Below are 21,290 nucleotides of genomic sequence, written 5' to 3'. Positions count from 1 at the left end.
GAGTGGGTGCGGTGATCCGCGTACTGCTGGCCGACGACGAGGCGATGATCCGCGCCGGCGTCCGCGCGATCCTCGGCGCGGGCGATGACATCGAGGTCGTCGCGGAGGCCGGTGACGGCAGAGAGGCGGTCGCGCTCGCGCAGGCCCACCGGCCGGACGTCGTGCTGCTCGACATCCGCATGCCGGGGCTCGACGGCTTGGCAGCGGGGGAGGAGATCGTACGGACGGTGCCCGGCACCGCGGTCGCGATGCTGACGACCTTCTCCGAGGACGCGTACGTGGCGCGGGCGCTGAGCGGCGGAGCCACCGGGTTCCTGCTGAAGTCGGGCGACCCGCACGAACTCATCGCGGGTGTGCGCGCGGTGGCCGGTGGCGCCGCCTTCCTCTCGCCCAAGGTGGCCCGCCACGTCATCGACGGATACGGCGCACAGCGTATGGGCCGTGGCGCCGACGCCCGCGCCAGGACCGCGGCCCTCACCCCGCGCGAGCGCGAAGTGCTCGGGCTCGTCGGGGAGGGGCTCTCCAACCCGGAGATCGCCGCCCGGCTCCATCTGGTGGAAGGCACGGTCAAGGCGTATGTGAGCGCGGTCCTCGACCGGCTCGGGGTCAAGAACCGCGTCCAGGCGGCGATCGTCGCCTACGAGGCGGGACTTGTGCGGCTCTGACGCCGCCTCAAGAGTTCGGACACCTCACCATCTCGGGCACCTCACCGACTCGGACACCTCACCATCTCGGGCACCTCACCGACTCGGACGTCTCAGCGGCGGTGCGACGTGGGCCGCCGGTGCGACGTCGCGTTCGGCGTCGGGCCGCCCGGGCCCGCGAACCACCTGACGACGCCCGTCGACGACCCGCGCATCGTCTCGGCGACCCGTGCCACCGGGCGGGTCGCGAGGCGGACGAGGAGGAAGGCGAGCGCGGCTCCGAGGAGCAGACCCACCGCCACGTCATGCGGATAGTGCACGCCCACGAAGACCCGCGAGAACGCCATGAGCACGGCCATCGGCAGGGTGAGGGCCGCGATCCGCGGCCAGGCAAGGGCGAGCCCGACGGCAGCGGCGCCCGCGATCGTCGAGTGGTTGCTGGGGAAGGACCAGTCGCCGTACGCCGGGCACTCGACGATCGAGTTGAGCGCCCCGGAGACGGCACGGCACGGGCGTTCCTCGGTGATCGCGGACTTGAGCACCTCGCTGCACACGTAGGCCACCGCCGTGGCGAGGGGCGCGAGAACAGCTATCGCGAGGGCGCGGGGGTCACCGCTCCGTGCCCGCCACCAGGCGACGATGAAGAGCACGCCGAAGAGCAGCAGCCCGAGCTCCGTCCACACCTCGGCGAGATGCTGGAACCAGGTAGGGGTGTCGTGGGCGAAGTCGGTGACATCGCGATAGAGATCGTCGTCCATGGTGTCCATGATTACGGACGGTACGGAGTAGGTCCGAATCGTCACATCCGGCGATCGACCCGTCACAGCCCCTGACGAAAGACAGGGGTACGGGAAGCGGAATCACCGGTTCCGTGATGATGATCCGTAAACTTTGTTGTTCAGGGCGGCGGGTGGGGCAGGACACGGCGCGGATCTCTCGTAAGGTTTGGGCCGTGGGATCTATGCGCAATCCGGTCGGGCCGCTTCCCTCCAGTATCTACTGGCGTCGGAGGGCCGTTCTGCTGTCCTTGATCGGACTGATGGCTCTGCTAGTCGTGTGGGCGCTCACCCTGGGGGGTGGGGGCCAGAAGAACGGCGCCGACGGCCCGTCGGGTTCCGATCCCGCCACGTCCATCACACCCGGACCTTCCGAATCCGGGCCCGCCATCAGTCAAAAGCCGGGCGGGCGCGACGAGTCGGACGACGAGGGCGACGGCGGCTCCGGCTCCGGTTCCGGTGGCTCGGGCGGCGGCTCAGGTGATTCCGCGGGTTCCGGCGGCTCGGGGGTCTCCGGCGGCGGAGACGGCAGCGGCTCGGACGACGGCGCCAAGGGCGGTGGCGGTGCGGGCGGACAGCTGCCCGCCGGGTCGAGCCTGCCCAACTGCTCCAGCGGTGACGTGAAGTTGAAGCTGCGGAGCGTGCACAACAGGTACGAGGTCGGTCAGAAGCCGAAGTTCGAGCTCATCGCCCAGAACAGTGCGGGCAAGGCCTGCAAGGCGGATCTCGGCGGCAAGAAGACGGTCCTGACGATCACTCAGGCCGAGAGCGACAAGGTGATCTGGTCCTCGGAGGACTGCCCCGCGGGCGGCGGGAGCCTGCTGCTCCGGGTGCCGGGCGACGGGAGCGTCACGCACACCGTCGAGTGGAACCGCCGGGGGAGCGAGCCCCACTGCGCGACGCCTTCGGCGGGGAGCGCGGCGCCGGGAACGTACCTGGTCGAGGCCAAGTCTTCCGGCCTTGGATCGGCGCAGGCCTCGTTCGTACTCGAAGAGAGCTGATCCTCGTACCCGAGGAGAGCTGGTCCTCGTACTCGAAGAGAGCTGACTGCGGGGCGATCGGGTGGTGGGCGGGAAAGCCGCCGCCCACTCACCCACCCACTCGCACCTTTTAGCCGTAGCGCTTAGCCGTAGCGCTTAGCCGTACCGCTTAGACGTACCGCTCCAGAATCGACGACTCGGCGAGCCGCGAGAGCCCCTCGCGCACGCTCCGGGCCCGCGCCTCACCCACTCCGTCCACCGTCTGCAAGTCATCGACGCTCGCAGCGAGAAGCTTCTGCAGCCCCCCGAAGTGCTCCACGAGCCGGTCGATGATCGCGCCGGGAAGGCGCGGCACCTTGGCCAGGAGGCGGAAGCCCCGCGGGGAGACCGCGGAGTCCAGTGCCTCCGGAGAGCCGGTGTAACCCAACGCCCGTGCCACGGTGGGCAGTTCAAGGAGCTCCGCGTGCGAGAGCGCGTCCAGCTCGAAGAGCGCCTCCTCGACCGTGCGGGAGCGCTTCGCGGTCGGCTCGGGGACATAGTCCCGGACGACCAGCTCGCGCTCGGGCTCGACGCCCGCGATCAACTCGTCCAGCTGGAGGGCGAGGAGACGGCCGTCGGTGCCCAGCTCCACCACGTACTCGGCGATCTCCGTGGCGATGCGGCGCACCATCTCCAGGCGCTGGGCGACCGCGGTGACGTCGCGGACCGTCACCAGGTCCTCGATCTCCAGGGCGGACAGCGTGCCCGCCACCTCGTCGAGGCGCAGCTTGTAGCGCTCCAGGGTCGCGAGGGCCTGGTTCGCGCGGGACAGGATCGCCGCCGAGTCCTCGAGGACCTTGCGCTGACCGTCCACGTAGAGCGCGATGAGGCGCATGGACTGGGAGACGGAGACGATGGGGAAGCCCACCTGCTTGGACACGCGGTCCGCGGTGCGGTGCCGGGTGCCCGTCTCCTCGGTGGGGATGTTCGGGTCGGGGACGAGCTGCACGCCCGCCCGCAGGATCTTGGTGATGTCCTTGTCGACGACGATTCCGCCGTCGAGCTTGCAGAGCTCGCGCAGCCGGGTCGCCGTGAACTCGACGTCCAGGATGAAGCCGCCCGTACACATGGATTCGACGGTCTTGTCCCAGCCGAGGACGATGAGCCCTCCGGTATTGCCGCGGAGGATGCGCTCGAGTCCGTCGCGCAGGCCTGTGCCGGGCGCGACCGCGCTCAGGGAGGCACGCATCAGCCCTTCGGCGCCGGAGCTTCCACCGGACTTGCCGGGAGCTGACGCCCGGTCGTTGGCTGCCACTGCACTCCTCGGGTCGCGGGTTGTCCTAGCCCCGGTCCACACGACTGCTTCGTACGGTTGGGCGAGACCAGGGCAAAGTCTACCGGCGCTCTTCGTCCTTCCGTGGGGCCTCTCGGCGACGCGACGTCGGAAGAACACGCAGCGCGTCCCCCATGTCGGCGACTTCGATGACCTTCATACCGGGCGGAACCTTGCCCGGATCGGCCGGAACGAGGGCGTGGGTGAAGCCCAGGCGGTGCGCCTCGGACAGTCTGCGCTGGACCCCCGTGACCCGTCTGACCTCGCCCGCCAGGCCCACTTCGCCGATCGCGACGAGATTCTTCGGCAGCGGGGTGTCACTCGCCGCGCTGGCCAGGGCGAGGGCGATCGCGAGGTCGGCGGCCGGCTCGGAGAGCTTCACTCCGCCCACCGTCGCGCTGTAGATGTCGCGCTTGCCGAGGGCGGTGATGCGGCCGCGCTGCTCCAGGACGGCCAGCATCATCGAGACGCGGGAGGTCTCAAGGCCGGACGTGGTGCGGCGGGGGGAGGGGATCTGGGACTCGACGGTGAGGGCCTGGACCTCGGCGACCAGGGGGCGGCGGCCTTCGAGCGTGACCGTCAGACAGGTGCCGGGGACGGCCTCCGTACGCCGGGTGAGGAAGAGGCCGCTGGGGTCGGCGAGGCCGGTGATGCCCTCGTCGTGCAGTTCGAAGCAGCCGACCTCGTCCGTCGTCCCGTACCGGTTCTTGACGCCCCGGACGAGGCGCAGGCGCGCGTGCCGGTCGCCCTCGAAGGACAGGACGACGTCCACGAGATGCTCCAGGAGGCGGGGGCCCGCGATCGCGCCGTCCTTGGTGACGTGGCCGACCAGGAGCGTGGACATGCCGCGCTCCTTGGAGGCGCGGATCAGCGCGCCCGCCACCTCGCGGACCTGGGCCATGCCGCCCGGCGCCCCGTCGATCTCCGGCGACGCGATCGTCTGGACCGAGTCGAGGATCAGGAGGGACGGCTTGACCGCGTCCAAGTGCCCCAGAACGGCGGCGAGATCGGTCTCCGCCGCCAGATAGAGATGGTCGTCGATGGCCTTGATGCGGTCGGCGCGCAGCCGGACCTGGCTCGCCGACTCCTCGCCCGTCACATAGAGCGTGCGGTGCTCGTCGCTCGCCGACTTCGCCGCGACGTCCAGGAGCAGCGTCGACTTGCCGACGCCCGGCTCGCCCGCGAGCAGCGCCACGGCGCCGGGCACGAGGCCGCCGCCCAGGACGCGGTCGAACTCGGGCACTCCGGTGGAGCGTGCGGTGGCCTGGCGGCCGTCGACCTCGCCGATGGGCAGGGCGGACGAGGTGACACGGCCGGGGGCCGTGGTGCGGACCGCGGGCGCGCCGTACTCCTCGACCGTGCCCCAGGCCTGGCACTCGGGGCAGCGGCCGAGCCACTTGGCCGTCTGCCAGCCGCACTCGGTGCAGCGGTAGGACGGCCGGTCTTTGCCGGATTTCGTACGAGCAGCCATGAACTGAACCGTAGCGGGCACCACTGACAGTGGCGCACGCGATCCGATCACGGTGGCGCACGCGATCCGATCACAGTGGTGCACGGGACCGGTCGCAGTGGTGCACGGGACCGATCGCAGTGGCGCACGCGATCCGAACGGCTCGCGGCGCGAGTCACGGAATCGCGGGTTCCTGTCCCCTTATGAGGGATCTATTCACCCGTAAGGATTAAATGTGCTCAAGGTGGAGGAGGGACTCGCCAGCATCCGCCTAACTTCGCACGGGTGATGAGCAGCAGGCCGGAATCCCCCACGCAAGCAACCGGCGCACACCGGGCGCATCGAGACGCGCGCCAGCGCGTTGTGCCCCGCTCGGTGCCGCAGGCGCCTCCCACACGCTATGAGCCCTGTCTGGACGGCCTGTTCACGTACTGCCTGTCCGTGCTCTGCGATCACGACGCCGCGACCGCCGCCCTGGGCGACGTGCTCGCCATCGCCGAGCGCCGCGGCTCACGCGGCCCCGTCGGCGAGGCCGAACTGAAGTCCTGGCTGTACGCACTCGCCCGCTGGGTCTGCCTGCGTGCTCTCGCCGATGCCAAGCGCAAGCGCCAGGGCGCGCACGCCTCCGGATCGGCCGCCCGCGTCCCGAAGCCCACCGCGTCCGCCGAGCCCACCGCGTCCGCCGGGTCCGCCGGGTCTGCAACGTCCCCCGCGTCCCCCGCGTCCCCCGAGACCGCCGCGCCCACCGACTCCACCGACTCCACCGACTCCACCGACTCCACCGAGTCCGCGACACAGCCGGACGAGACGCAGCGGCAACGGCGCCGTGAACTCGCCCAGCTCGCCTGGCCCGAGGCCGCGGGCACGACCCCCGAGCAGCGCGAGGCCCTGGAGCTGGCCGTACGCCACCAGCTCTCCCCGCAGGAGGTCGCCGCGGTCATCGGGATGGATGTCGCGAGGACCCGCGACCTCCTCGCGTCCGCCGCCTGCGAGGTGGAGCGCACCCGGGCCGCACTCGCCGTCGTGGAGACCGGCACCTGCCCGATCGTCGCCCGCCTCACCGGAGACAACCAACTCCTCCTCGGCACGGCCCTGCGCCGCGAACTCGTCCGGCACGTGGACGACTGCCCGCGCTGCCGCCGCACCGCCGAGCGCGCCGGATCAGGGTCCTGGCCCGGCACGGCGGTGTCCCCGGCCGCGCTGCCCGTCATCGAGGCCCCGCGGGCCGCCGTGCACGTGGCGATGGCGCATGTCCCGCGCGCGCGGGGCGGCGGTCCGCGCTTCGACCGGCGCGGATTCCCGATGGACCCCAAGGACCACGCCGCCCGCCGCGACCGGATGCGCGCGCGTGCCGTGACGACGACGGTCGTCGCCACCGTGGTGGCCGCGCCGGTGCTCGCGCTCTGGGCGGCGTACCGCGGGGCGCCGCTGACCGGTGAGGGCCAGGACGGCCGCTCGGTCAGCGCGAGCGAGTCCGGGTCCGACGCGGTGAACGGCGACCGCAGGCGCGAGGACTACGAGAACGCGGGCAACGCCGACACGCCTCCCGACCCCCGCTTCACCGCGGGCAGTCACTCACCGGACGTCTCCGTGGAGGTCATCAGCGCCGGATCGCCGCCGTCCCGCTCGGGGACCGGCGCCGGACGCCTCACCGTCGAGGCACAGTCGAGCGGCGGTACGACACTGATCACGCTCTCCGCGTCAGGGGGCGAGCCGGTCCACTGGTCGGCGAGCGCGGGGGCGCCCTGGCTCAACCTGAGCCGGTCGTCCGGGACGCTCGCGCCGGGGCAGACGGCCATGATCCGGGTGTACGTCGACCGTGCGCGGGAGCCGGCGGGCCACTGGAGCGCACGCATCTCCATCGCCCCCTCGGGGGCGATCATCTCGATCGACGGGTACGGCAACGGTTCGGGCCGCCCGACACACCCCGGCCCCAGGCCGACCCCGACCCCACCCAAACCCAGGCCGACCCCGTCGAGCCCGGACCCGACCCCCACGCCGTCGACCCCGGACCCCACCCCGACGACCCCGGACCCGACCCCGACGCCGTCGGACCCGGGAAACTCGACGCCCCCGCCCAGCGACAGCGGCGACCCGAGCCCGAGCGAGGGCTAGTTCCATCCCGCGCTCTCATCCCGCTTTCATCCCCCGCGCCGATCCTCGAAGGCCGGAGGGGCTGGAGTCTCAGCCCGTCCGGCGTTCGAGGACGAACTCGGCGGAGCCGGTGACGACGGCACGCGAGACCCGGCTCAGCTGGGTGCCAGCGAGAGAGCCCCGCCGGATGCCAGCGAGAGGGCTCATCCGCACGTCAGCGAGAGGGATCCGCCGGATGCGGCGCGAGCAGAGGCAGCTGAGAAGCGAGCCGCTCCTCGCACAGCTCCGCGAGCCGGTCGTACCCCTCCTTGCCCATCAGCTCCGTCAGCTCGGGCCGATAGGAGACGTACACCGGATCACCGGCACCGTGCGCCGACGTCGCCGACGTGCACCACCAGTGCAGATCGTGGCCACCGGGGCCCCAGCCCCGCCGGTCGTACTCCCCGATGGACACCTGAAGGATGCGCGTGTCATCGGGCCGGTCGATCCACTCGTACGTCCGTCGGACCGGCAACTGCCAGCAGACGTCCGGCTTCGTCTCCAGCGGCTCGCGCCCCTCCTTCAGCGCGAGGATGTGCAGCGAGCACCCCGCGCCCCCGGCGAAACCGGGGCGGTTCTGGAAGATGCAGGAGCCGTTGTACGGGCGGGTCTGGCGCTCGCCGTCGTCGTCCGTCGACACCCACCCGGACTCCGTACCGATGTCGTGGTGCTGCCAGATGTCCGGAGTGAGCCGCGCCACGGACTCGGCGACCCGCTTCTCGTCGTCCTCGTCGGAGAAGTGCGCGCCCAGCGTGCAGCAGCCGTCGTCCGCGCGCCCCGCCTGGATGCCCTGGCAGCCACTGCCGAAGATGCAGCTCCACCGAGAGGTCAGCCATGTCAGATCGCAGCGGAAGACCTGCTCGTCGTCCGCGGGATCAGGGAACTCCACCCAGGCGCGGGCGAAGTCGAGGCCCTTCTCGTCCGGCTGCGCCTTCCCCGGCTTACCCGCCTTCGCAGGCTTCTCCGGCTTCCCCGACTTATTCTTCGGCTTCGTTTTGTCGGTCTTCGCCTTTTTCGTCTTTGGCACGTCTCCAGGGTATGCGCGCGGTACCCGGTCCGAGGACCAGCGACAGCCGCACGCGCAGTAGCGTTCCGTATATGAGACTCGGTGTCCTCGACGTAGGTTCGAACACGGTGCATCTGCTGGTGGTGGACGCCCACCCCGGCGCGCGCCCGCTGCCCGCGCACTCGCACAAGGCGGACCTGCGCCTCGCCCAACTCCTCGACGACGCCGGGGCGATCGGCCCCGAAGGCGTCGACCTCCTGGTCGCCACCGTCCGCGACGCGATGGAGGCCGCGGAGGACAAGGGCGTGGAGGACCTGCTGCCGTTCGCGACCTCCGCGGTGCGCGAGGCCAGCAACGCCGACCAGGTCCTCGCCCGGGTCAGGGAGGAGACCGGCGTCGATCTGCAGGTCCTCACCGGCGCCGAGGAGGCCCGCCTCACCTTCCTCGCCGCCCGCCGCTGGTTCGGCTGGTCGGCGGGCAAGCTCCTGGTCATCGACATCGGCGGCGGCTCCCTGGAGATCGCGTACGGCATCGACGAGGAACCGGACGCCGCGGTCAGCCTGCCGCTCGGCGCGGGCCGTCTGACGTCCGCCTGGCTGAGCCAGGACCCGCCGGACCCCGCCGATGTGAAGGCGCTGCGGCGGCACGCGCGCGCCCAGATCGCCCGCACGGTGGGGGAGTTCAGCCGCTTCGGCGCCCCGGACCACGTCGTGGCGACGTCGAAGACGTTCAAGCAGCTGGCCAGGCTCGCGGGCGCCGCACGCTCCGCCGACGGCCTCTACGTACAGCGCGAACTGAAGCGGAAGTCCCTGGAGGACTGGGTCCCGCAACTGGCCGCGATGACGACCGTGGAGCGTGCCGAACTGCCCGGAGTCTCCGAGGGGCGGGCCGGACAGCTGCTCGCGGGTGCGCTCGTCGCCGAGGGCGCGATGGATCTCTTCGGCGTCGAGACCCTTGAGATCTGTCCGTGGGCGCTGCGCGAGGGCGTGATCCTGCGCAGGCTCGACCATCTTCCGACGCCATAGGGCGGTAGTCGGGCAGTAGTCGGCCGGTAGCCGGGCGGCTGTAGGGCGGCTGTAGGGCACAACCACGGACGACGGCGCGTAGGCGTGCGTCCCCCCGCCAGTAGACATACGTCACACAGGACTCGGGTGTGTGGGAGACCACCTCCCCGGCGCCCAGGTGAGGCCCGTACGCTGTCCCTCGTGGCAGAACCAGTGGTGCGCATCCCGGATGCGAAGGTCGCCCTGTCGACCGCCTCGGTCTATCCGGAGTCGACGGCGACGGCCTTCGAGATCGCCGCGCGCCTTGGCTACGACGGTGTCGAGGTCATGGTGTGGACCGACCCCGTCAGCCAGGACATCGAGGCCCTGCGCAGACTCAGCGACTACCACCAGATCCCGATCCTCGCCGTCCACGCGCCGTGTCTCCTGATCACGCAGCGCGTGTGGTCCACGGACCCCTGGGTCAAACTCCAGCGCGCGCAGACCGCCGCCGAGAAGCTGGGCGCGTCGACCGTCGTCGTGCATCCGCCCTTCCGCTGGCAGCGTGGGTACGCGAACGCCTTCGTCGACGGTGTCTGGCGCATGGCGAACGAGACGGACGTCCGCTTCGCTGTCGAGAACATGTACCCGTGGCGTTACCGCGACCGCGAGATGCTCGCGTACGCCCCCGACTGGGACGTCACCAAGGACGACTACCGCCACTTCACGGTCGACCTCAGCCACACCGCGACCGCCCGCACGGACGCGATGCAGATGATCGACCGCATGGGCGACCGCCTCGGGCACGTCCACCTCGCCGACGGCAAGGGCTCGGCCAAGGACGAGCACCTGGTGCCCGGCCGCGGCACGCAGCCGTGCGCCGAGCTCCTGGAGCGCCTGGCGACGAGCGGCTTCGACGGACACGTCGTCATCGAGGTCAACACGCGGCGCGCGATGTCCAGCGCCGAACGCGAGGCGGACCTCGCCGAGGCCCTCGCCTATACGCGGCTGCACCTGGCGTCCGCGGTGAAGGTGCCCCGGTCGTGACGGAGGCGGCACCGGGCGGCGCTTCACACGGCGATGCTTCATACGGCGATGCTGATGCGGCACAGGGCGCTGCGGCTCCGCGCCGCCGAGGACGTCCTTCCCGTACGCAGTCCGCCGAGGGCCCCGCGACGCGCGACCGCATCCTGGAGGCGGCCCGCACCGAGTTCTCCGCCCATGGGTACGAGAAGACGTCCGTGCGCCGGATCGCCAAGGCGGCCGGGGTGGACTCGGCGCTCGTGCACCACTACTTCGGCACGAAGGAGCAGGTCTTCGAGTCGGCGATCGAAGTGGCCTTCGCGCCCGCGCTCGACGCGCCGACGGCGATCGACGAGGGCCCGCTCGAAGGCGTCGGCGAGCGTCTGACCCGTTTCATCTTCGGCGTCTGGGAGAACCCCGCGACCCGTGTACCGCTGCTCGCGATCGTGCGCTCGGCGGTGAACAACGACACGGCGGCGGCCGTCTTCCGCCGCCTCATCGCGGCGCAGCTGCTCAGCAGGGTGGCGCGCAGGATCGATCAGCCGGACGCCGAGCTGCGGGCGGAACTGGCGGCCGCGCAGCTGGTGGGTACGGCGATACTGAGGTACGTGATCCAGGTGGAGCCGCTGGCTTCCGCGGACCCGGAGGCGATCATCGCGCGGATCGCGCCGGTGGTGCAGGGGCATCTGACCGGGCCCTGACCACGCCGCCCACCGCCTTTCGTCGGCCGCCCACCTCTTTTCGTCGGCCGCTCACCGAGACGGCTATCCCGCTATTCGGACGGGCTGTCCAGATCGTGGAGCGTCGGCGTACCCTCGAAAACAGTCGATTCCTATGTCTCTGAGATCTCAGAAGGAGCGAGCGACGATGCCCGAGCTCAGGTCCCGCACAGTCACCCACGGCCGCAACATGGCGGGCGCACGCGCCCTTATGCGTGCCTCCGGTGTACCCGGCGCGGACATCGGGCGTAAGCCGATCATCGCCGTCGCCAACTCCTTCACGGAGTTCGTGCCGGGCCACACCCACCTGCAGCCGGTCGGCCGGATCGTCTCCGAGGCGATCGTCGCGGCGGGCGCCATCCCGCGCGAGTTCAACACGATCGCCGTGGACGACGGCATCGCGATGGGCCACGGCGGCATGCTGTACTCGCTGCCCTCGCGCGACCTGATCGCGGACTCCGTGGAGTACATGGTGGAGGCGCACTGCGCCGACGCCCTGATCTGCATCTCCAACTGCGACAAGATCACCCCCGGCATGCTGAACGCGGCCCTGCGCCTCAACATCCCGACGGTCTTCGTCTCGGGCGGCCCGATGGAGGCCGGCAAGGCCACGCTGGTGGACGGCACGGTCCGGAAACTCGACCTGGTGAACGCGATCAGCGACGCGGTCGACGAGAACGTCTCGGACGAGGACATCCTCCGCATCGAGGAGAACGCCTGTCCGACCTGCGGCAGCTGCTCCGGCATGTTCACGGCCAACTCCATGAACTGCCTGACCGAGGCCATCGGCCTCTCCCTCCCCGGCAACGGCTCGGTGCTCGCCACGCACACCGCCCGCAAGGCGCTGTACGAGAAGGCGGGCGAAACGGTCGTCGAGATCGCCAAGCGTTACTACGACGGCGACGACGAGTCGGTCCTGCCGCGCAACATCGCCACCCGTGCCGCCTTCGACAACGCCATGGCGCTCGACATCTCCATGGGCGGCTCCACGAACACGATCCTGCACCTGCTCGCCGCAGCGCAGGAAGCGGAACTCGATTACAGCCTGGCCGACATGGACGCCGTCTCGCGCCGCGTCCCCTGCCTGGCCAAGGTCGCCCCGAACGTGGCGCCCGGCGGCACGTACTACATGGAGGACGTGCACCGCGCCGGCGGCATCCCCGCGATCCTGGGCGAGCTGTACCGCGGCGGCCTCCTCAACGAGGACGTGCACACGGTCCACTCCGCGTCCATCAAGGACTGGCTGGAGACCTGGGACGTGCGCGGCGGTTCTCCGTCCGCCGAGGCGGTCGAACTGTGGCACGCGGCCCCGGGCTGCGAGCGTTCGGCGACGGCCTTCTCCCAGTCGAAGCGCTGGGCGACCCTGGACACGGACGCCGCGGGCGGCTGCATCAGGGACGCGGCCCACGCGTACTCGGAGGACGGCGGCCTCGCGGTCCTCAAGGGCAACCTCGCGGAGGACGGCTGCGTCGTGAAGACGGCGGGCGTCGACGAGTCGATCTGGACGTTCGAGGGACCGGCCGTGGTCTGCGAGTCGCAGGAAGAAGCGGTCGACAAGATCCTCAAGAAGCAGATCAAGGAAGGCGACGTGGTCGTCATCCGCTACGAGGGCCCCAAGGGCGGCCCCGGCATGCAGGAAATGCTCTACCCCACGTCCTTCCTGAAGGGCCGCGGCCTCGGCAAGGCCTGCGCCCTGGTCACGGACGGCCGCTTCTCCGGCGGCACGTCGGGCCTGTCGATCGGCCACGCGTCGCCCGAGGCGGCGTCCGGCGGCGCGATCGCCCTGGTCGAGGACGGCGACCGCATCCGCATCGACATCCCCAACCGCGGCATCGAACTCCTCGTCGACGACGCCGAACTGACCCGCCGCCGCGAGGCCCTGGGCGGCGTCTACGCCCCCAAGTCCCGCGAGCGCAAGGTCTCGGCGGCCCTGCGGGCCTACGCGGCCATGGCCACGAGCGCGGACCGCGGCGCGGTGCGGGACGTCTCGAAGCTGGGCTAGCGCCCGCCTCTGGCGCCCGCCGGGTTCATTCAGCCCGTCCGGCGTTTGAGGACGAACTCGGCGGAGCCGGTGATGACGGTGCGCAAGGCCCCCGCGCCGAGCGGGTTTTCGGGAAGGGGCGGGGTTGGGGGAGGAAACTCCTCAGCCCCGCCCCCTCCCGCAACCGTCCCGCCCCCCCGGCAACCGTCCCCGCACCCCGCAACCGCCCCGGCACACCCACGCGTCCACCCCTGTGAGCGAACGCGCCAAGGCGGCCCCGAGCCGCCGCTTCACGGGGGAGAGAAGCATGAGCGAGAACGTCATAGCACCGGAGTCCGCGGAGGAGATCGAAGCCGCGGCGGCGAGGACGTACGCGATCGTCGCGGACGTCAACGTCCGCTCGGGCCCGGGCACGTCGTACGGCAAGGTCGGCCGCCTCTCGGCAGGAACCCGAGTGACGATCCTCTGCCAGAAGCCGGGCGAGAAGGTCACGGGCCCGACCGGCACATCGAAGCTCTGGGACCGCGTCGGCAGCGGCCGCTACGTCTCCGACACGTACATCCGCACGGGCAGCAGCGGCTACGTGGCACCCCGCTGCTGAGCCACGGCCAAAGCCACGGCCACGGCCAAAGCCACGGCCAAAGCCAGGGCCACAGGCACAGCAGCGCGCGGGCCGCCGAAGTTCACTCGGACTTCGGCGGCTTCGTCGCGTCGAAGGTGAAGACCGTGTTCTCGGCCGCCGCCACAACCACCACACGCCCCGAAACCGCGACCCGCGGACTCGCGCTCGTGCCACCGGTGAGCCCGTCCGCCCGCGGCCCCGTGCTCCAGAGCGGCTTGCCGCTCCGCGTGGAGAGGGCGACGACCCGCCCGCTGGCGGAGCTGAAGTAGAGGGAGCCGCCCCCGGATCCGGCATGCGCGGCGGGCACCGGCCCCGAAGCCCCTTCCACACTCGTCTGCCGGGTCCACTTCTGGCGTCCGGTCGCGGGATCCACCGCGCTGATCCGCCCCGTCTGCTCGGCGAAGTAGACGGTGCCGTCTGCGATGCCGGGCGTCGCGTCGTACGTCTTCTTCAGCGGCCGGGACGCGACGCGACCGCTGCCCGGGTCGACCCGCAGCACCTTGTCGTACCCGAGGAACTCGGGCCCGTTCCGCCGCTGGTGAAGGAGCACGAGCTTGCCCTGGCTCACCCCGGCCGGGTGTACGGGGCCCTGGACCGCGATGCCCTTGCCGAACGTCCCCGACTTGAGGTCGACGGTGTGGAAGACGGGGTGGCGCACGTCGACGTTCGCGACTTCGGCGGCCGGCGCGCACATCGCGTACATCCGCTGACCGGCCGCGACCGGCGTGCACTCCGAGCCCGCGGGGAACGGCGTCGACCAGAGCATGCGCCCGGTGTGCGCGTCCCTGGCCTCGACCCTTGTGCGGCCCGTGTCGACGGACAGGACGGTCGAGCCGGACAGGACCGCGTCGTTCGTCCGCCCGGCGACGGCCGTCGACTGGCCGCTGATCGGCCGGGACCACAGTTCCTTGCTGGTGTCGGCGTCCAGGGCCACCAGCTTCTGCGGCTGCCCCGAACCCTCCGCCGGGAGGCGGTAGCCGAGGACGGTGTCGTTCGTGGCGCCCACGATGTGCATGCCCTGCGTGGGCACGCCGGGGCTCTTCACCTTCCAGACCTCCTTGCCGTCGGAGATCCGAAGCCGGGTCGCGACGACCCCGCCGCCCCCGCAGAACAAGGCGTCCTTGCGCGGTACGCAGCGCACCTCGTCCGGGATGTCGAGGTCGTTGGGCACGGTCGCGCGCCACGGCCGGAAGCCGTCGGGCAGGGGCGCTTCGGCCGCGGCGACCGTGCGTTCCTTGTCGCTGCCGTCACCGTCGCCGTCACCGGACGAGGCGCCGGACGAGCCGAGCTGGAGCGCGGCGATCCCGCCCCCGAGCGCGGCCACGGCGACGGCCGCGGCGAGCACGGGGCGCCAACGGCGGCGCGATCCACGGCCGACGAGGGTGCCTTCGTGCGCACCTGAACCGCCCTCGGTGCTGATCCCGGCGCTGGTCCCGGTTCCGGTTCCGACCCCGGTCCCGACCCCAGTCCCGACCCCGCCCCCAACCCCCGATGACCGGTGATGCTGCGTATTAGTGTCCCGCGTGAGATTGCCCGGCGCCGCGTCCCCCAGCTCGACAGGCAGATCCCGCAGCCGCTCGAGCAGCTGGTCCGCCGACGGGCGCGCGTCCGGGTCCTTGTCGAGGCACGGCTCGACCACCGCGCGCAGAGCGGCCGGGACGGCAGCCAACTCCGGTGGCTCGTGCACCACTTGATACGCCGTCATGTACGGGCTGTCCGCGTCGAACGGCCCCTGCCCCGTCGCCGCGTACACCAGCAACGTACCCAGCGAGAAGACGTCGGACCGCGGCCCGACCCCACGCGGCGCCTGCAACTGCTCCGGCGACATGAACGGCGGCGTACCTATGACCCGGCCCGTCATCGTGAGCGTCTGCTGGTCCGCGGCGCGCGAGATGCCGAAGTCGATGACGCGCGGGCCCTCGGGGGAGAGCACGACGTTCGAGGGCTTCAGGTCACGGTGCACGACGCCCACGCGATGGATGTCGCGCAGCGCCTCCGTCAGACCGATGGCGAGCGTGCGCAGGTCGGTGCCGGTCAGCGGTCCCATCTCGGCGATGCGCTGAGCGAGCGTGTGCCCCTCTATATAGGCCGTCGCCATCCACGGGTACTCGGCCTCCGGGTCGGCGTCGACCACGGCCGCGGTGAACGCGCCGCTCACCCGCCGCGCCGCCGCCACCTCCTGCCGGAAACGGATGCGGAACTCTTCGTCCCCGGCGAACTGCTGGTGGATCAGCTTGATCGCGACCGGGCGCCCCGATGCCGTACGCGCCAGAAAGACCGTGCCCATGCCGCCCGAGCCGAGCCGTGCCTCAAGCGGGTAGCCGCCGATCTCAGCTGGGTCACCTCCGCGGAGCGACACTCGTCCCGACCTCCCCGTCCTCCCGTGCACCAGTTCCCGCATGGGTCCGTGTATTTGTCCTGCCTCACAAACTAGCCGCCGAGTGGTAGTGCGGGGCAAGGCGGGGGACGAATAGGGCGAGCCCGCCCACAGACCGCCACGCCCCCACTCCGCCGCGTACTCACGCCGCCCCGCACCCGCCCCGCACCCGTATTGAGGCCGCCCCGGGCGATACTCGACGGGTGAGCGCAGATTCCAGCACCCCTGACCGCACGGCGGCGACGGCGACGGCGGCGACGGCGGCGACGGCGGCGACGGCCCCAGGTCCGCAGCCCGAGCCCATCCGCTTCTTCGGCACGACCTGGGTCGGCCACGACAACGGCTACGGCGCACGCCGCGCGGGTGTCGCGGCAGGATCGCTGGTCGCCGCCGCGGCAGCCTGCTTCGTGCTGCGTTTCGCGTACGAGGGCATGGCGATCGCGGACGTGGGGACGTTCGTGAACTTCCTGGTCCTCATCATGTTCTCGATCTGTAGCGCGATCGCCTTCCGCCGCACCTGGGAGGGCTTCACCCGCCGCCACGACCCCGCGTCCCAGTCGTCGATGCGCGGCCTCATGACGATCGGCTTCGTCGGCGTCCTCCTCGCCTACTTCTTCCGCTCCCTCACCGAGGCCCCCGGCGAACGGCTCCACCGCGAGGAGTACGAGACGGCCCGCGAGCAGTACGCCAAGCGCACGTCACGCCGCACGGGCAACCCGTCCCGCAAGAAGAAGAAGGCCTAAACGGAGTGGGGAGCGGGACGGAGTAAAGGAGTGACGCGCCCCGGGGCCACGGGCCGAGACTGAACCGCATGCCCGCAGCCCCTTCGCGCCGCGCGCACTCCTTCAACACGGCAGCCGCCCAGCACGCGGCCCACTGCCCCTCCTGTCCGCCCGCCCTCTTCGACGCCGCCGAGAACCTGGCGGGCCACCCCCTCACCGACGCCCGTGTCCGGACGCTCGCGCTGCCCGCCACCCGCCGCTGCCCGCCACCCGCCGCCCGACGGCCACCCGCCGCCCACCAGCCGTCGCGCCCCCGTCCCCCGAAAACACCCGCCCACCCTTGACGTCCCCGCGACCCGGCGCGCAATAATCATCACATGGTGAATATCGACGAACCTCCTGCCATCGAGGCGAGGGGCCTGACCGTCGTTCGAGGCCCCCGCACAGTCCTCCGCGCCCTGGACTTCACCGTCCCGAAGGGCCAGATCACCGGCCTCCTGGGCCCTTCAGGCTGCGGCAAATCCACGCTCATGCGCGCGACGGTCGGCACCCAGGCCAAGGTCACCGGCACCCTGAACGTCCTCGACCAACCGGCAGGCGCCCCCGGCCTCCGCTCCCGCATCGGCTACGTCACCCAGGACCCCTCCGTCTACGACGACCTCACCGTGCGCCAGAACCTCGACTACTTCGCCGCCGTCCTGGACCCCGGCCGAGGCCCCGCCGCCCACCGCCGCCACGAGCACGTCACCCGGGTCATCGACGACGTCGACCTGACGTCCCACACCGACGCACTCGCGGGCAACCTCTCCGGAGGCCAGCGCAGCCGCGTCTCCCTGGCGGTGGCCCTCCTCGGCGCCCCGGAACTCCTCGTGCTCGACGAACCCACCGTCGGCCTCGACCCCGTACTCCGCCGCGACCTGTGGAACCTCTTCCACTCCATCGCCGCCGACCGGGGCACCACGATCCTCGTCTCCTCGCACGTCATGGACGAGGCCGAGCGCTGCCACCGCCTCCTCCTCATGCGCGAAGGCGAGCTCCTCGCCGACGACACCCCGGAGGCTCTGCGCACCCGTACAGCCTCCGAGACCGTCGAAGCGGCCTTCCTCCACCTGGTGGACGAGGCCACCGCCGCAGCCAAGAGCGCCGACACCACCCCCACCACAGACACCAAAGGCACGACCACCCCCACCAGGAGCCCCCGATGAACACCCACCGCACCCTGGCCACCGCGGCCCGTGTCCTGCGGCAGCTCCGCCACGACCCCCGCTCCATCGCGCTGATGCTGCTCGTCCCCTGCGTGATGCTGCTGCTCCTGCGCTACGTGTTCGACGGCAGCCCGGCGACCTTCGACTCCATCGGCGCCTCGCTCCTCGGCATCTTCCCGCTCATCACGATGTTCCTGGTGACCTCCATCGCCACCCTCCGCGAACGCACCTCCGGCACCCTCGAACGCCTCCTCGCGATGCCCCTGGGCAAAGGCGACCTCATCGCGGGCTACGCCCTCGCCTTCGGATTCCTCGCCGTCATCCAGTCGATCCTCGCCACCGGCCTCGCCCTGTGGGCCCTGGGCCTCGACGTCACAGGATCCGCCTGGCTGCTGCTCCTGGTCGCGCTCCTCGACGCCCTGCTCGGCACGGCCCTCGGCCTCTTCGTCTCCGCCTTCGCGGCCTCCGAGTTCCAGGCCGTCCAGTTCATGCCGGCCGTGATCTTCCCCCAGCTGCTCCTCTGCGGTCTGTTCACCCCGCGCGACAAGATGGCGCCCGCCCTCGAAGCGATCTCGAACGTCCTGCCCATGTCGTACGCCGTGGACGGCATGAACGAAGTCCTGCGCCACCCCTCCGTCACCGGCGCCTTCGTACGCGACGCCGTCATCGTCGCGGGCTGCGCCGTACTCGTACTCGCGCTCGGCGCCGCCACCCTCCGCCGCCGCACGGCCTGACCCACCAATGCGAGGATGACCCCACCCAGCTGAAGCGCACCCAGCTGAAGCGCTGACTCGCTAGCCCCGCACCTGGAGGGTGACCCACACATGCCCCAGCCCGTCGCAGTCCTCGGCACCGGCAAGATCGGCGAAGCCCTCCTCAGCGGAATGATCCGGGCCGGCTGGGCCCCCGCCGACCTCGTGGTCACCACCCGCCGCTCCGAGCGCGCGGCGGAGCTGCGCACCCGCTACGGCGTCGACCCTGTCAGCAACGCCGACGCCGCCAAGAAGGCCGGCACCCTCATCCTCGCCGTCAAGCCGCAGGACATGGGCAGCCTCCTCGACGAACTCGCCCCGCACATCACCCCCGACCGCCTGGTCATCAGCGCCGCCGCCGGTATCACCACCTCCTTCATCGAAGAGCGCCTCGCCGACGGCACCCCCGTCGTCCGCGTCATGCCCAACACCCCGGTCCTCGTGGACGAGGGCATGTCCGTGATCTCCGCAGGCAGCCACGCCACCGCGGCCCACCTCGCCCACGCCGAGGAGATCTTCGGCGCCGTCGGCAAGACCCTGCGCGTCCCCGAGACCCAGCAGGACGCCTGCACGGCCCTCTCCGGCTCGGGACCGGCGTACTTCTACTACCTGGTCGAGGCCATGACCGACGCGGGCATCCTCCTCGGCCTGCCCCGCGACAAGGCCCACGACCTCATCGTCCAGGCCGCGATCGGCGCCGCCGTGATGCTCCGCGACAGCGGCGAGCACCCGGTCAAGCTCCGCGAGAACGTCACGTCCCCGGCCGGGACCACCATCAACGCCATCCGCGAGCTCGAGAACCACGGCGTACGAGCAGCCCTCATCGCCGCCCTCGAAGCCGCCCGCGACCGCAGCCGCGAACTGGCCTCCGGCAACAACAGCTGACGTCCGGGCAGGGGGCGCGCAGTGTCCGCGCCCCCTCCACACCGCCGCCGCTCCTATGGCGCCTCGCTCACCGGCGGCAGCAGGCCGATCGCGCGATAGGCGGTGTCCACGGTCGGCCTGGCCATCCCCCTGGCCCGCTCGGCTCCCTGCCGCAACACCTCGTCCAGATACGCGGGATCGGCAACCAGCTCCTTGTGCTTCTCCTGCAAGGGCCTCAGCACCTCCACCACGGCGTCGGCGGTGTCCTTCTTCAAGGCTCCGTACGTCTCGTACACACTGCTCAGGCCCTCGGGACTCCCGCCCTCACAGGACGCCAGGATCTCCAGGAGATTCGAGACCCCCGGCTTGGCCTCCCGGTCGTACTCGACCTCGCTCCCGCTGTCCGTGACAGCGCGCAGGATCTTCTTCCGTACGACGTCGGGCTCATCGAGCAGATAGACGATCCCGGCCCCCGCGTCGCCGGACTTCCCCATCTTCGACGTCGGGTCCTGCAGATCCATGACCCTGGCCGCCACCTTGGGATACGTGGCCTTCGGTACGACGAACGTATGGCCGTACCGCTGGTTGAACCGCACGGCCAGATCCCGGGTGAGCTCGACGTGCTGCACCTGGTCGTCCCCGACCGGCACCTGGTCCGCCCCGTACGCCAGGATGTCCGCCGCCATCAGCACGGGATAGGTGAGCAGCGAGAGCCGCACACTCCCGCCGCGGGCCCGCTCCAGCGCGGACTTCTCCTTGTACTGGATCATCCGCCGCATCTCGCCGTCCGTCGCGACGCACTCGAGCAGATACGAGAGCCGGGCGTGCTCGTCCACATGACTTTGTACGAACACGGTGGCCCGCCCGGGATCGATCCCCGCCGCAAGCAACAGCGTCGCCGCCTGCCTACTGAGCCTGCGCACCCGACCGGGATCGTGGTCCACGGTCAGGGCGTGCAGATCGACGATGCTGAACAGCGACTCGGCGCGGTGCTGATCGACCTCTGCCCACTGGCGCACGGCGCCCAGGTAGTTCCCCAGGGTCAGATGCCCCGTCGGCTTGATCCCGCTGAAGATCCTCGTCATCTCTCCACCTCCTGGTCAGGACCGCCGGCCCGACGACCGGGCTCCGGGTCCTCCAGGGGGAGAGACAAGAACGGCCGCCGAGTCGGCAGCCGTTGAGTACATGCGTGTGTACGGCCGCCGTCAGGCGGCCCACCACAGCTGGGTGTGCGCATGCGTTGTCACGCCTCCTACAGTAGCGAGCGGAGGGCGGCACGGACCAGGGTTGACACGCCAAGACCGCGTACGTAGTGTTCTCCGAGTTGCCCGACGTGAGCGTCGACCCTTGGTCGGTCCCCGGGCAGCCATTCCGCAAGAACAGAACCATTCAAGCGATCGATGCCGTGTCATCTTCGATGTCCCGTCGTCTGCTCGTTTTCATGCGCTTTTGCGAAATGAGGAATCCGCGTTCGAAAGGACGCCCCGATTTGGATCGGGAGCCAGGATTCCGCTAAAGTCTCACTCGTCGGAACGGCCCAACAGCCGGGAAGACAAGCCCCGCTGACTGGGAATCAGGCCCGAAAGGATCTGATAGAGTCGGACTCGCCGGAAAGGGAAACGCGAAAGCCGAAAGGCTGGAGCGGGAACCTGAAAGGCACCGAGGAAAATCGGACACGAAAGAGTCTGATAGAGTCGGAAACGCAAGAACAGCAAGAACAAAATGAAACACCGAAGGGAAG

Annotated in this window: 18 protein-coding genes and 1 pseudogene; 13 read left to right on the top strand and 6 right to left on the bottom strand. The window is 70.8% G+C overall.

The genetic code is table 11. The annotated features are described in order from the left end of the window. Positions 1–11 precede the first annotated feature (11 nt). On the top strand, positions 12–665 hold the full coding sequence (locus ACZ5CR_RS18925) for a response regulator transcription factor (RefSeq protein WP_389901618.1): 654 nt from the start codon (positions 12–14) through the stop codon (positions 663–665). 92 nt (positions 666–757) lie between these two features. Here ACZ5CR_RS18925 and ACZ5CR_RS18920 read toward each other — a convergent pair whose 3' ends face one another. Continuing rightward, the gene (locus ACZ5CR_RS18920) at positions 758–1,411 is read right to left on the bottom strand and encodes a phosphatase PAP2 family protein (protein ID WP_468858872.1); all 654 of its coding nucleotides are present in this window, start codon (positions 1,409–1,411) and stop codon (positions 758–760) included. 185 nt (positions 1,412–1,596) lie between these two features. On the opposite strand from ACZ5CR_RS18920, the gene ACZ5CR_RS18915 reads away from it, so the two are divergent. Next, a complete protein-coding gene (locus tag ACZ5CR_RS18915; RefSeq protein WP_468858869.1) occupies positions 1,597–2,421 on the top strand; it encodes a hypothetical protein in 825 nt (274 codons plus the stop codon). Positions 2,422–2,569: 148 nt separating this feature from the next. Here ACZ5CR_RS18915 and disA read toward each other — a convergent pair whose 3' ends face one another. Together disA and radA are read right to left on the bottom strand one after the other, a co-directional pair. Continuing rightward, the gene (disA, locus tag ACZ5CR_RS18910; protein WP_468858868.1) at positions 2,570–3,694 is read right to left on the bottom strand and encodes a DNA integrity scanning diadenylate cyclase DisA; all 1,125 of its coding nucleotides are present in this window, start codon (positions 3,692–3,694) and stop codon (positions 2,570–2,572) included. A 79-nt stretch (positions 3,695–3,773) separates the two neighbouring features. After that, complete coding sequence (radA, locus tag ACZ5CR_RS18905) at positions 3,774–5,183, bottom strand: DNA repair protein RadA (RefSeq protein ID WP_389901612.1); 1,410 nt, start codon at positions 5,181–5,183, stop codon at positions 3,774–3,776. A gap of 267 nt (positions 5,184–5,450) precedes the next feature. Here radA and ACZ5CR_RS18900 point away from each other — a divergent pair, with 267 nt between their 5' ends. Continuing rightward, a complete protein-coding gene (locus tag ACZ5CR_RS18900; protein ID WP_468858866.1) occupies positions 5,451–7,277 on the top strand; it encodes a BACON domain-containing protein in 1,827 nt (608 codons plus the stop codon). A 193-nt stretch (positions 7,278–7,470) separates the two neighbouring features. Here ACZ5CR_RS18900 and ACZ5CR_RS18895 read toward each other — a convergent pair whose 3' ends face one another. Further along, a complete protein-coding gene (locus tag ACZ5CR_RS18895; RefSeq protein WP_468858864.1) occupies positions 7,471–8,322 on the bottom strand; it encodes a DUF3109 family protein in 852 nt (283 codons plus the stop codon). 71 nt (positions 8,323–8,393) lie between these two features. On the opposite strand from ACZ5CR_RS18895, the gene ACZ5CR_RS18890 reads away from it, so the two are divergent. The 5 genes from ACZ5CR_RS18890 (at position 8,394) to ACZ5CR_RS18870 (ending at position 13,608) form a co-directional block, all read left to right on the top strand. After that, positions 8,394–9,326, top strand: coding sequence for a Ppx/GppA family phosphatase (locus ACZ5CR_RS18890; RefSeq protein WP_468858862.1), 933 nt, complete (start codon positions 8,394–8,396; stop codon positions 9,324–9,326). A gap of 180 nt (positions 9,327–9,506) precedes the next feature. Then, positions 9,507–10,331: a sugar phosphate isomerase/epimerase family protein gene (locus ACZ5CR_RS18885; RefSeq protein ID WP_468858860.1), complete on the top strand. Its 825-nt coding sequence runs from the start codon at positions 9,507–9,509 to the stop codon at positions 10,329–10,331. Continuing rightward, positions 10,328–11,008: a TetR/AcrR family transcriptional regulator gene (locus ACZ5CR_RS18880; RefSeq protein ID WP_468858857.1), complete on the top strand. Its 681-nt coding sequence runs from the start codon at positions 10,328–10,330 to the stop codon at positions 11,006–11,008. The genes ACZ5CR_RS18885 and ACZ5CR_RS18880 overlap by 4 nt, the downstream gene beginning before the upstream one ends. Positions 11,009–11,174: 166 nt before the next feature. Further along, the gene (ilvD, locus tag ACZ5CR_RS18875) at positions 11,175–13,028 is read left to right on the top strand and encodes a dihydroxy-acid dehydratase (RefSeq protein WP_468858854.1); all 1,854 of its coding nucleotides are present in this window, start codon (positions 11,175–11,177) and stop codon (positions 13,026–13,028) included. Positions 13,029–13,314: 286 nt separating this feature from the next. Next, a complete protein-coding gene (locus tag ACZ5CR_RS18870) occupies positions 13,315–13,608 on the top strand; it encodes an SH3 domain-containing protein (protein ID WP_468858852.1) in 294 nt (97 codons plus the stop codon). Between the two features lie 82 nt (positions 13,609–13,690). On the opposite strand, the gene ACZ5CR_RS18865 is transcribed toward ACZ5CR_RS18870, so the two are convergent. Further along, positions 13,691–15,988, bottom strand: coding sequence for a serine/threonine-protein kinase (locus ACZ5CR_RS18865; RefSeq protein WP_468858849.1), 2,298 nt, complete (start codon positions 15,986–15,988; stop codon positions 13,691–13,693). A 221-nt stretch (positions 15,989–16,209) separates the two neighbouring features. On the opposite strand from ACZ5CR_RS18865, the gene ACZ5CR_RS18860 reads away from it, so the two are divergent. The 5 genes and pseudogenes from ACZ5CR_RS18860 (at position 16,210) to proC (ending at position 19,570) form a co-directional block, all read left to right on the top strand. Beyond that, on the top strand, positions 16,210–16,749 hold the full coding sequence (locus ACZ5CR_RS18860; RefSeq protein WP_468858847.1) for an EamA/RhaT family transporter: 540 nt from the start codon (positions 16,210–16,212) through the stop codon (positions 16,747–16,749). 68 nt (positions 16,750–16,817) lie between these two features. Further along, a pseudogene (locus ACZ5CR_RS18855) lies at positions 16,818–16,958 on the top strand (SAM-dependent methyltransferase); the annotation flags it as partial. Positions 16,959–17,105: 147 nt separating this feature from the next. Further along, entirely contained in the window at positions 17,106–17,933 is an 828-nt protein-coding gene (locus tag ACZ5CR_RS18850) for an ABC transporter ATP-binding protein (RefSeq protein WP_468858845.1), read from the top strand. Continuing rightward, positions 17,930–18,667, top strand: a complete 738-nt coding sequence (locus ACZ5CR_RS18845; RefSeq protein WP_468858843.1) for an ABC transporter permease — start codon at positions 17,930–17,932, stop codon at positions 18,665–18,667. Before ACZ5CR_RS18850 ends, ACZ5CR_RS18845 begins: the two co-directional genes overlap by 4 nt. 90 nt (positions 18,668–18,757) lie before the next feature. After that, complete coding sequence (gene proC / locus ACZ5CR_RS18840) at positions 18,758–19,570, top strand: pyrroline-5-carboxylate reductase (protein WP_468858841.1); 813 nt, start codon at positions 18,758–18,760, stop codon at positions 19,568–19,570. Between the two features lie 53 nt (positions 19,571–19,623). On the opposite strand, the gene trpS is transcribed toward proC, so the two are convergent. Beyond that, positions 19,624–20,634, bottom strand: coding sequence for a tryptophan--tRNA ligase (gene trpS / locus ACZ5CR_RS18835; RefSeq protein ID WP_468858838.1), 1,011 nt, complete (start codon positions 20,632–20,634; stop codon positions 19,624–19,626). Positions 20,635–21,290: the final 656 nt, after the last annotated feature.

It is taken from the genome of Streptomyces sp. NPDC031274 (assembly GCF_055570235.1).
The sequence above is the reverse complement of the archived record's forward strand: the minus strand, read 5'-3'. Positions and strand labels throughout refer to the sequence as shown.

Coding starts and splice junctions, on each gene's coding strand:
- ACZ5CR_RS18900 (WP_468858866.1), top strand. CDS start 5,451: ATGAGCAGCAGGCCGGAATCCCCCACGCAAGCAACCGGCGCACACCGG.
- trpS (WP_468858838.1), bottom strand. CDS start 20,634: ATGACGAGGATCTTCAGCGGGATCAAGCCGACGGGGCATCTGACCCTG.
- ilvD (WP_468858854.1), top strand. CDS start 11,175: ATGCCCGAGCTCAGGTCCCGCACAGTCACCCACGGCCGCAACATGGCG.
- proC (WP_468858841.1), top strand. CDS start 18,758: ATGCCCCAGCCCGTCGCAGTCCTCGGCACCGGCAAGATCGGCGAAGCC.
- radA (WP_389901612.1), bottom strand. CDS start 5,183: ATGGCTGCTCGTACGAAATCCGGCAAAGACCGGCCGTCCTACCGCTGC.
- ACZ5CR_RS18845 (WP_468858843.1), top strand. CDS start 17,930: ATGAACACCCACCGCACCCTGGCCACCGCGGCCCGTGTCCTGCGGCAG.
- ACZ5CR_RS18920 (WP_468858872.1), bottom strand. CDS start 1,411: ATGGACACCATGGACGACGATCTCTATCGCGATGTCACCGACTTCGCC.
- ACZ5CR_RS18870 (WP_468858852.1), top strand. CDS start 13,315: ATGAGCGAGAACGTCATAGCACCGGAGTCCGCGGAGGAGATCGAAGCC.
- ACZ5CR_RS18850 (WP_468858845.1), top strand. CDS start 17,106: ATGGTGAATATCGACGAACCTCCTGCCATCGAGGCGAGGGGCCTGACC.
- ACZ5CR_RS18890 (WP_468858862.1), top strand. CDS start 8,394: ATGAGACTCGGTGTCCTCGACGTAGGTTCGAACACGGTGCATCTGCTG.